Origin of the sequence: Asticcacaulis sp., assembly GCF_020217185.1 — a bacterium.
Lineage (GTDB): Bacteria > Pseudomonadota > Alphaproteobacteria > Caulobacterales > Caulobacteraceae > Asticcacaulis.
The window spans coordinates 1-15,155 of record NZ_JAIWNX010000288.1 but is presented as its reverse complement, the minus strand read 5'-3'; the positions used below and the strand labels follow the sequence as shown (position 1 = coordinate 15,155).

The 15,155-nt window shown below is 61.3% G+C and carries 10 protein-coding genes; 3 read left to right on the top strand and 7 right to left on the bottom strand.

Annotated features, from left to right (window positions below):
* Positions 1 to 159 precede the first annotated feature (159 nt).
* Entirely contained in the window at positions 160 to 615 is a 456-nt protein-coding gene (locus LDL37_RS14820; RefSeq protein WP_290799589.1) for a PilZ domain-containing protein, read from the bottom strand.
* Between the two features lie 564 nt (positions 616 to 1,179).
* Between LDL37_RS14820 and LDL37_RS14815 the strand changes: the two genes are divergently transcribed.
* The 3 genes from LDL37_RS14815 to LDL37_RS14805 all read left to right on the top strand — a co-directional run bounded on the left by LDL37_RS14815 (position 1,180) and on the right by LDL37_RS14805 (position 5,644).
* Positions 1,180 to 2,955, top strand: coding sequence for a DEAD/DEAH box helicase (locus tag LDL37_RS14815; protein WP_290799588.1), 1,776 nt, complete (start codon positions 1,180 to 1,182; stop codon positions 2,953 to 2,955).
* Positions 2,956 to 3,093: 138 nt separating this feature from the next.
* Positions 3,094 to 5,025 (top strand): M1 family metallopeptidase, encoded by a 1,932-nt coding sequence (locus LDL37_RS14810; protein WP_290799587.1) that lies wholly within the window; start codon positions 3,094 to 3,096, stop codon positions 5,023 to 5,025.
* A gap of 214 nt (positions 5,026 to 5,239) precedes the next feature.
* Complete coding sequence (locus LDL37_RS14805) at positions 5,240 to 5,644, top strand: response regulator (RefSeq protein ID WP_290799586.1); 405 nt, start codon at positions 5,240 to 5,242, stop codon at positions 5,642 to 5,644.
* On the opposite strand, the gene LDL37_RS14800 is transcribed toward LDL37_RS14805, so the two are convergent.
* The 6 genes from LDL37_RS14800 to LDL37_RS14775 form a co-directional block, all read right to left on the bottom strand.
* Complete coding sequence (locus tag LDL37_RS14800) at positions 5,634 to 6,653, bottom strand: sugar kinase (protein ID WP_290799585.1); 1,020 nt, start codon at positions 6,651 to 6,653, stop codon at positions 5,634 to 5,636. The genes LDL37_RS14805 and LDL37_RS14800 overlap by 11 nt on opposite strands.
* Positions 6,654 to 6,943: 290 nt before the next feature.
* Positions 6,944 to 9,886: a TonB-dependent receptor gene (locus LDL37_RS14795; RefSeq protein WP_290799584.1), complete on the bottom strand. Its 2,943-nt coding sequence runs from the start codon at positions 9,884 to 9,886 to the stop codon at positions 6,944 to 6,946.
* Positions 9,887 to 10,234: 348 nt separating this feature from the next.
* Positions 10,235 to 11,077, bottom strand: a complete 843-nt coding sequence (locus LDL37_RS14790) for a 2-keto-4-pentenoate hydratase (protein ID WP_290799583.1) — start codon at positions 11,075 to 11,077, stop codon at positions 10,235 to 10,237.
* The gene (locus LDL37_RS14785) at positions 11,074 to 12,252 is read right to left on the bottom strand and encodes a glycoside hydrolase family 88 protein (protein ID WP_290799582.1); all 1,179 of its coding nucleotides are present in this window, start codon (positions 12,250 to 12,252) and stop codon (positions 11,074 to 11,076) included. Before LDL37_RS14785 ends, LDL37_RS14790 begins: the two co-directional genes overlap by 4 nt.
* A complete protein-coding gene (locus LDL37_RS14780; protein WP_290799581.1) occupies positions 12,240 to 13,778 on the bottom strand; it encodes a glycoside hydrolase family 28 protein in 1,539 nt (512 codons plus the stop codon). Before LDL37_RS14780 ends, LDL37_RS14785 begins: the two co-directional genes overlap by 13 nt.
* Positions 13,775 to 15,076 carry an ABC transporter substrate-binding protein gene (locus LDL37_RS14775; RefSeq protein ID WP_126422520.1) on the bottom strand — a complete coding sequence of 434 codons (1,302 nt, stop codon included), beginning with the start codon at positions 15,074 to 15,076 and terminating at the stop codon, positions 13,775 to 13,777. Before LDL37_RS14775 ends, LDL37_RS14780 begins: the two co-directional genes overlap by 4 nt.
* Between the last annotated feature and the right edge of the window lie 79 nt (positions 15,077 to 15,155).

Below are 15,155 nucleotides of genomic sequence, written 5' to 3'. Positions count from 1 at the left end.
TCCATTCGAGACTGTCTCATGTCACTGACACATATGAGACAGTCTCGTGTCTTCAACGGCCGGATGCGGTCAGCATCTTCGGCCGTTGGTATGATACAGAAAAGGCCCCCGCCATAACTGGCAATAGGGCCTTTTGTGTTTTGCGCGCGTTGAAGCGCCTCAGTCGAGAAAGAACACATCGTCCTGTGGCGGCGGGGTATCCAGTCCGGCGAGGCGACGCCAGGCCTTCCATACGGGTTCCGGCACGCGCGGCGGGCGGGCCCCATTCGGATCGAGCTTCTGCACAAAGCTGAAACGCAGGCCCATCTTGTGCGGCTGGGTCCACACCGGTGAGCCGAACTTGACCGTTTGACCGGCCACATCCACCAGCCACAGATCACCGGCGTTTTGCGGCATGTCCTTGACCAGAACCTGCGCGCCAGAAGCACTCTGGTTGACGATATCACACGCCACCTCGGTCCCGCTGGGCAGCAACAACAGCGCGCCCGACGCCTTGCAGTCAAAACGCGGCTCGGCGCGGCGGTTGAGGAACTGCTGAAACGGCTGAATCACCTCGACCCCCGCCTGCGGCGAGGTCACGGAAGGCGATGCAGAGCGACCATCTGAGCCGGGCATGGCGTTGGGAGTCTTTCGCGGGGAGGTTGGGTTAAGATAGTACACAGCCATTTATAAAAGGTTCTTTTTATAGATGTGGGCAGGCACAGCCGTGCATACGCACAACCCACGCCCGGAGATGACGAAACGCTACTGTTTATTGAAAACGCGAAATTATGACCCAAAGGGGTCGGGTACTGAACGCCGTTTGGCGACGCACCGGAATTGCCGCGAACCTTAAGGCGTAGCGGTGAAGACTTCCTTTACGGGGGTTGACTTTTCCACCGCCGCAACGCATATGGCGGATTGCTGCGGTGCAATGCCGCACCTGACTGGCCGCGTGAGGTCGGGCGACACAGGATATAGTCCTTGGTATGTGTCCCGACAAGCCAGTTTTAACGGATGACAGATGTGCGAACCCTGTTCGCGCTTGATAATCTTTAAAAATGAAACCCGAGAGCTAAGACACGCGCTGGCCTCATCCGAAACCGCCCGCTACGCCACAAAAGCGCGTCCGGGCCGAAGGATGGTGTGCGCCGGTCATTTTGCCGGGTGTGCGCGCATCCGTATTGAAAGCGCATCGTCTTGACGACCTTCAAAGATCTGGGCCTCTCGGCCAGCCTGCTCGCCACGCTCGAAAAAGAGGGCTATCACACCCCTACCCCCATTCAGGCGCAGGCCATCCCCATCCTGCTGAACAAGCACGACCTTCTGGGTATCGCCCAGACCGGTACGGGCAAGACGGCGGCCTTCGCCCTGCCCATCCTGCACCACATCCTCAGCAACCGCATCATCCCCGCCCCGCGCTCGTGCCGCGTGCTGGTCCTGTCGCCGACGCGCGAACTGGCCACCCAGATCGCCGACAGCTTCAAGGCCTATTCCAAGGGTCTGGGGCTTCAGATCGCCACCATCTTCGGCGGCGTCAAGTACGGCCCGCAATATAAGGCGTTGCAAGGCGGCATCGACATTCTGGTCGCCACGCCGGGCCGCCTGATCGACCATATCGAGCAGAAGACCATCGACCTGAAGGCCGTGGAACACCTCGTGCTCGACGAAGCCGATCAGATGCTCGACATGGGCTTCATCAAGCCGATCCGTCAGGTCGCTTCGCGCCTGCCGGCCCAGCGTCAGAACCTGTTCTTCTCGGCCACCATGCCGAAGGAAATCGCTGGCCTCGCCAATGAACTGCTGACCCATCCGAAGAAGGTTGAAATCACGCCGGAAGCCACCACGGCCGAGCGCGTCACCCAGCAGGTCATCTTTATCGAGCAGCAGCGCAAGCGCGCGCTTCTGTCGGAACTCTATGCCGATGAGAAGCTGGCCCGCACCCTGATCTTCACCCGCACCAAGCGCGGTGCCGACCGCGTCGCCGCCTATCTGCAAGCCGGGGGCGTCGAAGCCGCCGCCATCCACGGCGACAAGAACCAGTCGCAGCGCGAACGCGCGCTTCAGGCCTTCAAGGCCGGTCGCGTCCGCGCGCTGGTGGCCACCGACATCGCCGCGCGCGGTATCGACGTCGATAACGTCACCCACGTCATCAATTACGAACTGCCCTTCGTGTCGGAAGCCTATGTGCACCGTATTGGCCGCACCGCCCGCGCCGGTAAGGAAGGCCATTCGATCACGCTGGTCGCCGATGATGAGCGCAAGCTGCTGAAAGACATCGAGCGCATCACGCGTCAGCGCATCCCCTCATGGGACCGCCGCAAGGATCAGGCGCTGAAACTGCTCGATGAGGCCATTCTCGCCTCGGGTCAGACCGAAAAGCCGAAGACCCCGGACCGCGTGGTCGAAAAGACCGCCCGCCACCTCGACCCGGACGCCGAGCGCGTGCACAAGCGTTCGCGCAACCGTCCCAATCGGGATTCTGGCCGTGACGACCGCCGCGACCGTGGTAATGGCCGCGATGGCGATAATTCGCGCGGTGAACGCACTTTCGGCAAGAAGGACGCCTTCGGTAACCGCGCCGAGCGTCAGGCGCGCAATGAGCGTCCGGAACGTACCGAACGTTACGACCCGCTGGCCGCCGAGCGCGCGCCGACCAGGGCCGCCCGCGACTTCCCGGTTGATAAGGGCTTTGGCGATAAGCCGCGCGGCGATAAGCCCCGCTTCGACAAGCCGAAGGGCGAGCGTCCGTTCAAGGCGCGCGATGAGGCCCGGGGTGACACGCGTTTCTTCGAGGAGCGTCCGGCACGTCCGGCAGCCGAACGTGGCGACGAGCGCAAGAAGAAGACCTTTGGCAAGTCGGCCAGCGGCAAGCATGGCGGTCGCAAGACCAACACCAAGCCGCGCGCCCACCACAATGAGCCTGTCAATCGTTCGGAAGGCGCGCAACTGAAGCGCCGTTCGCGCAACGGGTAAAATCAGTCGGGAAACGGATAAACCGTCTCAAACGTGCTGAATTTTCCGCATTGTGAAGACGACATATTTCCGCTTTAACTGATCCATATGGTGCCCCCTGAAACCTTTTCAGGGGGTGCTGTTTTATGGAGTGGCGATATGCGGACTAAGGGTTTCGCGCCGGACCGGCGCTCGGCAATCGGCTTTATGGCGGCTTTGATGGGTACGACCTTTCTGACGGCCTGTGAGCCGAAGGTTGAACCGGCCTCGGACGATTCCGCCCCTCTGGCTCTGGTGCGCAGCGCCAAAGATGTCCACTCCTACGCCGAACCGAACGTCGCGCGCGTGCGCCACGTCGATCTCGACCTCACCGCTGACTTCCGCGCCAAGGTGCTGAAAGGCACGGCGGCCCTGACGCTGGAAACCGCGCCGACGGCCAAACAGGTCGTTCTGGACGTCAAGGCGCTCGACATCGAAGGGGTCACTGATGCGTCTGGGGAACCGCTGAAATACACGCTGGGCACGCCCCACCCCATCTTTGGCGCGCCGCTGACCATTGAACTGCCGCAGGGCGCGCAGAAGGTGGTGGTGAAGTACAAGACCACCGCCAATACGCAGGCCCTGCAGTGGCTCGACCCGTCGCAGACCGAGGGTAAAAAATATCCCTTCCTGTTGTCGCAGGGCCAGTCGATCCTGACCCGCACGTGGATTCCGACGCAGGACTCCCCGATGGTGCGGCAAACCTACAGCGCCATCATCCGTGTACCGACACCGCTCAAAGCCGTGATGAGTGCCGAAATGCTGACGCCGGATGGTGAGGCCGTGCCGGCCAACGGGACTTTGCGCGCCTTCCGCTTCAAAATGGATCAGGCCATACCGCCCTATCTGATCGCGCTGGCCATCGGCGATATCGACTTCCGCCCGACCGGCGACCGCACCGGCGTCTATGCCGAAAAGGCCACCATTGCCCGCGCCGCCGCCGAGCTGGAAGACCTCGAAAAATTCGTCGCCGCCGCCGAAAAACTCTATGGCCCCTACCGCTGGGGTCGTTACGACGTGCTGATCCTGCCGCCGTCCTTCCCCTTCGGCGGCATGGAAAATCCGCGCCTGACCTTTGCCACGCCGACCATTCTGGCCGGTGACAAGTCGCTGGTGTCGCTGGTCGCGCACGAACTGGCGCATTCGTGGTCGGGCAACCTCGTCACCAACGCCACCTGGGACGATTTCTGGCTCAACGAAGGCTTCACCACCTATTTTGAAAACCGCATCATGGAGGAAATGTACGGCAAGGACCGCGCCCTCATGCTGCAAAGCCTGGGCTTTGCCAGCCTTCAGGACACCCTGAGCAGCCTCAAGGAACCGGGTCTGACGCAATTGCATACGGACCTCAAAGGGCGCGACCCGGACGACGGCTTCTCGGACATTCCGTATGAGAAGGGCGCGGCCTTCCTGCGCCTGCTGGAACAGACCTATGGCCGCAAGAAGTTTGATGCGTGGCTCAAAGGCTATTTCACGCGCTATGCCTTCAAGAGCATGACCACGGCGGGCTTCGTCGAAGACCTGCGCGAAACCCTGATCAAGGGTGATCCGGGTGCGGAGGATCGCCTGAAACTGAATGAGTGGCTGTACAAGCCCGGCCTGCCGTCCAACGCCGTCAAGCCGCGATCGGAAGCCTTTGCGCGCGTCGAAGCGCAGGTTGAGGCCTTCACCAAGGGCACGCCCGCCAGGTCTCTGGTCACAGAAGGCTGGGTGACGCAGGAATGGCAGCATTTCATCGAGTCCCTGCCGGAGACCCTGACGCTGGAGCAGATGAAGGACCTCGATACGGCCTTTAGCTTCACCAGCTCGCGCAATTCGGAAATCCTGTTTGCGTGGCTGAAACTGGCCATTGTGCACCGCTATGAACCCGCCCTGCCGGCGCTGGAAACCTTCCTCACCTCGCAAGGCCGCCGCCGCTTCGTCAGCCCGCTCTACACGGCGCTGATGGCGCAAAAGGGCTGGGGCGTCGATATGGCCAAGCGCGTCTATGCGAAGGCGCGACCGCTCTATCATTCGGTGACGCGCGCCACTGTGGATGAAACCGTGAAATAGAGTGGAATGATTTCAAATGGAATCATTCCACTCAAGCCGCCATTGCGGCGGCGGCCAAGGTGGCGGCCAAGGTGGCGGAGCCCGCACCCGGCGAGGGGCTAAACAAAAAGCTAGATCATTATGTTTCTACCAGAAATCATAATGATCTAGAGCGATCCTTAAGGTTCTTGGGTTAGAGTGTGCGGAAGGTTTTGTTATCTTCCGTACACGTATCATGTCTGAATCGCCCGCTCGTACCGTCCTGATCGTTGATGACCATGAGGTCAACCGCCGTCTGGCGTCGCTGTTTTTACAGCCGCTCGGCTGGCGCGCCGTTATGGCCATTAACGGGGCGCAGGCGCTGGACATCGCGGCAGTGCAGCGCTTCGATGTGATCCTGATGGACAGGATGATGCCGGGCATGGACGGGCTCGAGACCACGGCCAGCCTGCGCCAATCCGACGGACCCAACCGTGACACGCCGGTCATCGCCGTGACGGGTATGGATGATGACCGCGCGCAATGGCGGGCCTTAGGCGTGACGCAGATTGTGCTGAAACCCTTTGATCCGGACCAACTGATCGCGGCGGTGGCCGAAGCCACCCGCCCCCAACAAGGCGGCTATCGCATCAGCGCTTGACGTCGAAACCGTCGTCGCTGAGGAAGGCTTCCAGCTCCGCCACGGTGGCCAGCGCAAAATCGCCCGGCATGGCGTGTTTCAGGCAGCCCCCGGCAATGCCGTAGTTCAGCGCCTCCTGATCCGTCTTGCCGCTCAGGATACCGTGCAGCACGCCGGCCGCGAAGGCATCACCGCCGCCGATGCGGTCGATAATGCGCGCAATGTCGTAGGTCTCGGTCTCCAGCGTTTCGCTGCGCGTGTACATCAGCCCGGCCAGACGGTTGTGATCGACATTGACCTGTTCCCGGCGCGTGCAGATCAGGCGCTTGAGGTCTGGGAAGGCGCTGAAGGCGTGGTCGGCGGCGGCACGGCTGCGGGCGTGGCTGCCCGCCTCACCGGCAAAGGTCGTCTTGAACACCAGTTCGATGTCGCGGTAGCCGCCGAAGATCAGGTCGGCCTGTGCCATCAGTTGCGGAATCAGGCTGGGCGCATCGCCGCCCCAGGCTTCCCACAGCTTGGGGCGATAATTGCAGTCAAACGACACCTTGATACCAAGCGTGCGCGCCACCTGCATAGCCTTCAAGGCGCCCTGAAACGCATTGAGCCCCAGCGCCGCCGTCACGCCGGAAACGTGCAGCCACTCAGAGCCGTCCAGCAATTGCGCCCAGTCGAAGGCCGAAAAATCCGCCGTGGCAAAGGCCGAACCGGCGCGGTCATAAAGGATGTCCGACGGGCGATGGATGCCGCCCGTGGTCAGGAAATAGAGACCCATGCGGCCCGCCGCCGTGCGTACCCGGCTGGCATCGACGCCGAAATAGCGCAATTGCCCCACAGCGGCCTGCCCCAGATCATTGTCCGGCACCACGCTGATCATCCGCGTGGCGTGCCCCAGCCGCGCCAGACCGACCGCCACATTGGCCTCCGCCCCGCCCACATAAGGGGTCAGTTCCGGCAGGGTGTACAGCGGATCACGACCGGCGGTGGACAGGCGGATCAGCAGTTCCCCGAAACAGGTGAAGGCTTTGGTCATGGCAGCATTCCGTTGGTGTTTTTGTTTGTCCGGAAGGGTTTAGAGCGCATCCCTATCCATGGGAAGCGCTTTTTGAAGCTGGCTTCATAGAAAGAGACGAGGCGTCGCCTTCCCATAAAAAAGAGGCGCCGGTGACCCGACGCCTCAAAGTCAGAAGGCTGTTGAACGCTTACGCTACTTTACACTCTGACCGGCTTAGAGCGTATTTCGATTGAATCGAAATCACGCTCTAAATTTTGGCTAACGTGCTTTTTTATCCGAAAAGTGCATCCCACTTTTCGGAAAGCGCTCTAATACTTGTAACGCAGACCCAGATAGTACTGACGACCCGACTTCGAGTAGTCATATAGCAGGTCCTGCGCCGTATTGCCCTGGACAGTGTTGTAGGCAATGAAGCGGTCATCGGCTTCGTTAGTCAGGTTGATCCCTTCCAGGATGAAGGTCAGGTTCTTGTTGATCTGATAGGTGACCTGAGCGTCGATATTGAAGGTCTCGTTCTTGCCCCAGAAGTCGGCCGACGAACCCGGATTGAGCTGCGACAGGTAGCCGTCACGATAGGCGAAGGCGACACGACCCGACAGCTTGTCGTCTTCGTAATAGGCCGTGATGTTCCACGCCTTGGGCGACAGGCCCAGCAGGTTGGCGCGCGTCGTCGTCGTGGCCGTTGCCGAGGTGTAGTAGTTAATCTGCGACTCGACATTGGTGTAGTTGATGATACCGCCCGTGTGACGCAGGAAGCCCGGCAGGAAGTGGAAGGGCTTTTGCAGCGAGATTTCATAGCCTTTCAGCTCACCGCCCGGCGTGTTGACGGGCGTGGTGACCGCATAGGTGACGTCCGACGCTTCGCCGAAGTCGGCAGGATTATAGCCGTAGTCCGACAACTTAGCCGTGGTTTGACGCTGCTGGATGTAGGACTTGATGTCCTTTTTGAACAGGGCCACCGTAAACAGGGTGTCCTTATCGACGTACCATTCGGCCGAGAAGTCGAGCGTATTGGCGCGTACCGGGTCCAGAGCCGGGTTACCCGTGGTGATGGTCTTGGCCGACGTGTTCACCGAACCGCCGCCCGGAATGATCGACAGGAGCGTCGGACGCGCCATGGTCTTGGCCGCGGCAAAGCGCAGATAGAGGCTCGGCACCGGCTGGATCATCAGGTTGAACGAGGGCAGATTGTCCTTGTACGAGCGTTCGACCGTCGTGCGCCGGAAGTTGTTGTTAGCCGTCCCGACGATACCCGTCGCCACCAGATTGGTTTCAACCTGACGCGTACCGATATTGCCGCGATAGGGCAGGCCCGCGATCTCACCGCTGAAGTCGGCTTGCAGGAACCAGCCATTATCAGTTTCGCTGGCCACGCGGTTATTGGTGCGCGACGACGAGTTGGTCGAGTTGGTGGTAAAGGTGCCCCAGCTATTGACGCAGTTACAGTCATAGCCAAAGGTCGAGCGGATCAGGTCAAGATTGGGGATCAGATAGGTATTGCCCGCCACCGAAACCGTCTGGCTGTACTTGGCGATATTGCTGTTGATTTCCGTGACGATATTGCCACTGGCATTTTCATTACGCGCATTGACGTCAGTGGTATAACGCCCGGATTCCGTCGAGTTGAAATCGTACTTCTTGGACGAAACACCTGCCTTGATCGTCACATTATCGGTGAGGTCAAACTTGGCATCCAGCCGCGTGGTGGTGAATTTATTCGTTACCTGCTGCGGACGCAGACGGATCAGCGAGGCATCGCCGCTCGCCGTGCTGGATGAATAGGTCCAGTAACAGGCCTGATCCGGCGTACAGCCATTCTTCGTGCTGTAGTTAAACTTCGGCGCCGTCATGTCGGTGAAATCGTAGGAATAGCCATCGACATCATAGGATTCGAGCGTGAAGGTCGTTTGTTCCGGCGTGTCCTGCACCGATTTCGACGAACCGATCATCAGCTTGGTCGAGAAGCGCTCACCCCAGGTCTGATCCCAGGTCAGATTGCCCTGGGTGAAGGTGGTGGTCAGCTCATCAAAGCGGTGTTCCGAACGGATATCGACATCGTTGAACGAAGCCTTGGTGATGGTGCCCTTACCGTCGATCGTATAGTCGTAGATGTCCGTCTGAGGGTTGCCCTGACCACTGCGGCTGAAGGAAATAGCTTCGATTTCCCACTCGTCGCGGTTGGCGCCGAACTTGGCGTACATGCCGTCCAGCGAGATCAGCGTGCCGTCAAACGGGCGCATCTGGAAGGAACCGGTGACGCCGAGACGCTTCTGCTCGGTTTCAAAGTGGTTGAAGCGCGGGATGCGCGGGTGCAGCGAGTTGGAGATCTTGGCCGCTTCGCCGGTCAGGGCCGGTTCCAGCGCCGAATTGGTGTTACAGACGCGCGTCGTGTTTGGCGTCGCGCCCCCACCGGTACAGGGCGTAATGGCCGTAAAGGTCTTGCCACCATCCGTCGAGAAGCTCTGGAAGCGCCCGATGTTTGACGCCGCATAGGCATTTTCCCAGCGGGTGGTATTGGCACCTTCTTCGATGACGGTACGCTCACCATAGGCCACCGACAACAGCGCCCCCAGCTTGCCATCGGCCCAGCGGTTGGAGATCATGAAGGTGCCGCGCGGCTCGGTCTTGCCCGACTTGTCGTTATAGCCAAACTGCACCGACGAGGCCATGGTGAAGCCCTTATAGTCGAACGGACGCGCTGTTTGCAGATCGACCGTGGCCCCCAGGGACCCTTCATCGACTTCGGCCGACATGGACTTGCGCACGGTCAGCGAGTTGAAGAGGTCGGCGGCGAAGACGTTGAAGTCAAACCCGCGACCGCGGTTGGTGCCGCCGGACGAATCCTTCGAGCCCGTAGTGGCCAGCGCCTCAAGGCCGTTGATGCGCGTGCGCGAAAATTCGGAGTTCAGGCCACGGACCGTGATCTGCTTGCCTTCACCGCCGTCGCGGTCAATCGACACGCCCGGAATGCGTTGCAGGGATTCGGCGAGGTTGAGGTCAGGAAACTGACCAATGTCTTCGGCCTTGATCACATCGACCATGTCGGTCGAGCGTTTTTTCTCGTTGATCGCCGTCTGAAGGCTGTTGCGGAAACCCGTCACGACGACGGTTTCGACGTCATCCGTTGCCGCCGGCGCGGCCTCCTGAGCCAGAGCCGGCATGGCCGCACCCGTGGCGACCAGCGCCAGAACGGATACGCCATAGCGGGCGATGGCGGACGCAGTACGACTGTGGTTGGACTTGGTTTTCATATTGTAACTCCCCGTTCGGCCCGCTGCACGCTCTTGGCTGGCGCGCTGATCAGGCAGTGGACGCCCTTTGAGGGCAGGTTTTTTTAATGTTGAAATGATACCGGTGTCAAACACGCATGGTAACCGGTGTCAGTGGCCTCAGCTAGACACAGGCGCGCACAAAAGACAAGCGCCTTCGTTCAGGTTGATTAAAAGGGTGACAAATCTGCCATAGGTGCACTCCCGCTGATATGACGCTCTGACGGCGCTTTTCGCCCCATAGTCGGCGCGGCCCTTTAACAAAGGCTGAATAAAAAAGGCGGCGGCCTCCCTGAGCGGCTTCTCTGGGCGGCCACCGTGTCATAAACATCACGCGAGTTCGGGGCGCGCCTCGGTCAGGGTAACGGTCTTCAGGCGAATCTGCGTCGTTTCATGGTGCGGACCCGCATAGGTCACCACCGACGACTGACCGGGCAGGATGTCGTGGATACCGGTCGTCGCCCCCGATGAGATCAACTGGCCCTTTGTCAGCGGACGCCCGCGCGCCGCCAGATGCCCAGCCAGCCAGCCTATGGCCTTCAGCGGGCCGCCCGGCATGGTGAACAGGCCGCCTTCGCCCACCACCTGACCGTCAATTTCAGTCGTGGCCGCATAGCCCTTCACCACCGCTTCGCTTAAGGCTTCGACCGTGCTTGAGGCGTCAAAGGCCGCCAGTTGCGTCCCCAGAATCAGGCCAAAATTATTGCCAAAATCAGACGCCACGACGGTCGGGCCCAGCTTGTTGATCGTCGGCAGCGGGGAGCCGGCCATCTCGACTCCGGCAAACAGCGCGTCGATCAGACGCAGGGCCTCGGCCTCGCTATAGTCGGTCTTGCCCGGTTCGGCATCGACGCCGATGCGGAAGACAAACTCGGCCTCGACCGCCGCAAAGCCGTTTTCAAAAACCGGGATTTCAACCTCGCCTTCAGAGGGTTTGAAGACGGTCTCAAAAATCGGGCCGGCCAGGCGCTCGGTGCCGTGTTCGGCCTGACGTTCCGGTGCCAGACGGCCGATCTTCCAGCCGATGACCGGGCGATCCCACAGTCTGATCGCCTCTTCCTGAATGGCGTAGGAGTCCGTCAGCACCGCCGGAATCTGCCCCGGATAGTCGCTGAGGGCGCGCGCCGCGCGACGGGCGGCAACAAAGTTCTGGGCAATGTCTTTGAGGCTCATAGGGTGTCCTTTGTGCGTATCCCTTCGGACAGGGCCCACATGAGGGCCCCCACGCCCTTGGGATCATTGGGGGTGATTTTTTCGGAGAGGTAGTAGGCGTAGGAGCCGTCACGATAGGGCACATTGCCAAGCCCGGCCACACCGCACACACCATTGAGCGCCGACGGCGTCACAAAGCGCGCGCAGACGGCTTTCAGCGACTCGACGCCCGTGCGGCCCGTGTCTTCGGACATAATGCCCAGACGCGCCGCCTTCATCAGGCCATAAGCGACCATCAGCGAGGCCGAGGCCTCTTCGTAATTGCCTTCGCGCGCGCCCTGATCGACGACCTGATACCACAGGCCGTTGTCCGAGCGGAACTTCAGCAGGGCCTCAAGCGTGCGGCGGGTAATGTCGGCAATATCGGCACGCAGGGAGGCGCCGAACCCGTCGGAAGCCTCATAGACATCGACCAGCGCCCCGATCCACCAGCCCATGGCCCGGCCCCAAACGTTTTGGGACAGACCGGTCTGCTTATCAGCCCAACGCTCGGTGCGGCTTTCGTCCCAGCCGTGGGCATAGAGACCGTTACCCTTTTGCAGAGTGTGATCGACGAAGCGGAACTGCGCCACCGTGTCGGCAAACAGGGCTTCGTCCTGAGTTATGCGGGCGTATTCGGTCTGAAACGGCTGGGCCATAAACAGGCCATCCAGCCACACCTGATGCGGATAGATCTGCTTGTGCCAGTAATTGCCCGACTGCGTGCGCGGATGGTCCTTGAGCTGCGCAAACTGCACGTCCATCGCCGTGCGGAAGCGGGCCTCACCCGTAATGGCGTAGAGCGGAAACAGGATCTTCCCGCCGTTGACATTGTCGATATTGTATTCCTGCGGGTGGAAGGTTGGCATGGAGCCATCGGGCAGGACGCGCGTTTGCATCTCACCCAGAATATAGTCAAGAAACACGCGATCCTGCGTCACCTGATAGAGGTCGAGCGCCCCCTTCCACACCACGCCGTCTTCGTAGTTCCAGTGCGGGCGATAGGGCTCCCAGGTGCGGAAATAACCGCTGATGAAGGCGGGGACAGAGTCGCCAAAGCGCGCCAGAGACGTGGTTGTCTGCGGCGACAGATCGAAGGCGCGCTGCGTTGGTGCCGCGGCGACATCGACGGGGATGTTGTGTTTCAGGTCAAGCATGTGACATTTTCCAGCGTAAGGGTTTCGCCGCTCTGGCCGTCTATGTCCAGCGCGTTTGTGCGAAGATGTCTGACATTGGCGATCAGGCCGCCGAGACGCGCCACGGGCGCAATCGAAGCGGCCATATCGGGTTCGCCGGGCTGCGCGTCGGGGTCGAAGCGCAGGCGGATGTGGTCGAGCGTCAGGCCGTCCACCGGCTGCTCCGGCAGGCCCAGCACGTAGAGGCCCGCGTGACGCACACCTGTGGCGTCGATATGGCTCAGATGGATGTCGCCGATGGAGGGCGTACCGTCATCGACCGGGCGAGGGTTACGGTCGCCCACATAGTCCGTTTGGCCGTCCGGATCGCACCAGTAGAAGCTGTTGATCACGAAGGCCGTGCCGACGCCCTCCATGCGGATATGGCGGCAATTGAGACCCCGGATCACCGCCTCCCGCCCACGGCCACGCCGCGTTTTCAGGCGGATACCGCGATCGGTGTTTATAAACAGACAGGTCTGTACGGACACGTCATAGACACCCGAGGCCATCTCCGATCCGATGACCACGGCCCCATGACCGTCGCGCATCCGGCAGTTGGAAATACGCACACGGCGGGTTGGACGCACAGTGCGTCTCGCCATGCTGATCTTGCCTGACTTTAGCGCGATGCAGTCGTCGCCCACGGCAAAATCGACGCCGCTGATGACAATATCGGTGCTGCTTTCCGGATTGAGGCCATCCGTATTGGGGCTGTCGGCCGGGGCCTCGATGCGCAGGTCAGCAAAGGTCAGACCACGCGACAACAGCGGGTGGAGCGTCCATGACGGGCTGTTTTTCAGGGTCAGACCGTGCAGTATGACCTGTTCGCTTTCGACCATAAAGATCAGGCGCGGACGCCAGCCGACAAACCGCGCCTTGGGCTTTTCCCACCAGGTGTCAAACCCGGCCTGACCGTCGATGACACCGCGCCCGTAAAGCTGCACGTTGCGCGCAAACAACAGGTTGAACAGGGCGGCGTGGCAGGCCTCCGCCTCGCCTTCCCACGACCCGAGACAGGTCCGTTCCGTCCCCTCGGCGTCCGGTAGTACACCCGGTAAGACCGGCCATTTTGTTATATCGCGATGACCCAGCACGTCTGCACCGTCGCACAGTTCGACGGCCATATCGCTTTTGAGGAACAGGGGCGCGGTCAGGTAGCGCCCGGCGCTTAGTCGCACTAGACCGCCCGGCGGGCAGGCCATCAATGCGGCCTGAAGCGCCGCCGTATCGTCGCTGACGCCATCGCCTTTGGCCCCGAAGGCGCGCGGATCAACCACGGCCTTGCAGGCGGCGGTCCGCACCACCAACCGGTCGGCCCCAACGCGCACCGCGTATTGTGTGTCCGGTCGCAGATCATACAGCGAAAAGACATTCCGGTCTGTCCGCAACGCCAGCGCGCCATCCACCCATACGTCGCGCGGGGCATCCGCGGCCCAGATCGAGCCGTCATCGACCTCAAAGCTCAGGGCCGTCGGCAGGACAGCCAGACAGCGCAGACCCGTCATCGCACGACGCGGTGCAGGATGGCGTTGATGTCGTCATAGAGGCGGTCGCCGGCCTCGCGTTCGCTCAGGCGGCCATAGCCCAGCGCCTCCAATATGTCCTGAAAGCCGTCGCGCACGCGCGGATGTTCGAACCACGGGCTTTCGACTACATGGATCTGCGCCGCCGCCAGTTGCGCCTCGCTCTGCTGCTGGATAGGCGTGATCAACCCTTCCTTGTCGAGCAGGGTGCGCGCCGCCTTGGATACCGGCACGCCGCGTTTCAGCCCCATGGCGCGGATGCCGGCCGGGTCGTTGAGCAGAAACTCGATCAAAAGCGCCGCTTCGTCCGGGTACGCCGTTTTGGCATTGACCGCGAACATCATGGCGGGACGATACATCATCCCGGCGTCCTTCGCCCCCGGCCGCAGCAGATAGGGGGCCAGCGCCAGTGTCTGCTTTCCGGCCAGCGTGTCGCTATATTTATCGATCGAGCTGTTCCACTGGAAGGTACCGGCGAACTGGCCGTTGATCCACGGCCGCATCTCCTGTTGCGCCACATTGCCATAGGAGGCGCGCACCTGCGCGCTGGGCCAGACGTGTTCGCGCGTCATGCGGGCGTAAAGGCCCGCAAAGTCGTACATATCGGCCCGCGTACAGTTGAGCGATTTCGTCTCGGCATTGATCAGGGGCTTACCCGTGCCCTGCACCACATAGGTGCGGGCGAGCGCGATAAACTCCAGAAACAGGCCATCGAGCGGATAATAGCCCGTACCCAGTTTTTCGCGGAACTGCGGCCCGCGTGCAAACAGCTCGTCCCAGGTCGTGGGCAGGCTGAGGCCCGCCTTCTGATAGGTGGTCTGGTTGAGATAAAACAGACGCGCGGCGTTCGACACCGCAACGGCGTTCAGCACGCCCTTATTGGTACCCATGCCGAGCGTGCGCGCATCGAACTGGCTGAGGTCGAGCTTGTCCGTCAGCTTTTTCAGGTCGTAGAAGCCCGTACCGTCGCGCGAAAACAGGGTCTGCCAGTACCAGTTGATCTGCATAACGTCGGGGGCGGTCCCCCCGGCGATCTGCGTCGTCAGCCGCTCCAGATGGCCGGCAAAGCCCGTATATTCGCCGCGCACGCGGATGCCGTGCTTTTCCTCGAACAGGCGCAGCGCCTCAAGCGTCGCCTTGTGCGCCGAAGACCCGCCCCACCAACTCATGCGCAATTCACGCCCGGTTGAAGGGGCCGGGCGCGGCTTTGAGCAGGCGGTGAGCGCGGCGGCAGAGGCGCCCAGCAGGACGAACCGGCGGTGAAGTCTGTAAGCGTCCATCGCCCTACCCCTTCACCGCGCCGGAGGTGACGCCTTCGACGAAGTATTTCTGCGCCAGGAAGAACAAGATCAGCGAGGG

Bases quoted from the DNA above. Each gene is read 5' to 3' on its own strand.
- LDL37_RS14820 (WP_290799589.1), bottom strand. From the start codon at position 615: ATGCCCGGCTCAGATGGTCGCTCTGCATCGCCTTCCGTGACCTCGCCG.
- LDL37_RS14810 (WP_290799587.1), top strand. From the start codon at position 3,094: ATGCGGACTAAGGGTTTCGCGCCGGACCGGCGCTCGGCAATCGGCTTT.
- LDL37_RS14805 (WP_290799586.1), top strand. From the start codon at position 5,240: ATGTCTGAATCGCCCGCTCGTACCGTCCTGATCGTTGATGACCATGAG.
- LDL37_RS14800 (WP_290799585.1), bottom strand. From the start codon at position 6,653: ATGACCAAAGCCTTCACCTGTTTCGGGGAACTGCTGATCCGCCTGTCC.
- LDL37_RS14795 (WP_290799584.1), bottom strand. From the start codon at position 9,886: ATGAAAACCAAGTCCAACCACAGTCGTACTGCGTCCGCCATCGCCCGC.
- LDL37_RS14790 (WP_290799583.1), bottom strand. From the start codon at position 11,077: ATGAGCCTCAAAGACATTGCCCAGAACTTTGTTGCCGCCCGTCGCGCG.
- LDL37_RS14785 (WP_290799582.1), bottom strand. From the start codon at position 12,252: ATGCTTGACCTGAAACACAACATCCCCGTCGATGTCGCCGCGGCACCA.
- LDL37_RS14780 (WP_290799581.1), bottom strand. From the start codon at position 13,778: ATGACGGGTCTGCGCTGTCTGGCTGTCCTGCCGACGGCCCTGAGCTTT.
- LDL37_RS14775 (WP_126422520.1), bottom strand. From the start codon at position 15,076: ATGGACGCTTACAGACTTCACCGCCGGTTCGTCCTGCTGGGCGCCTCT.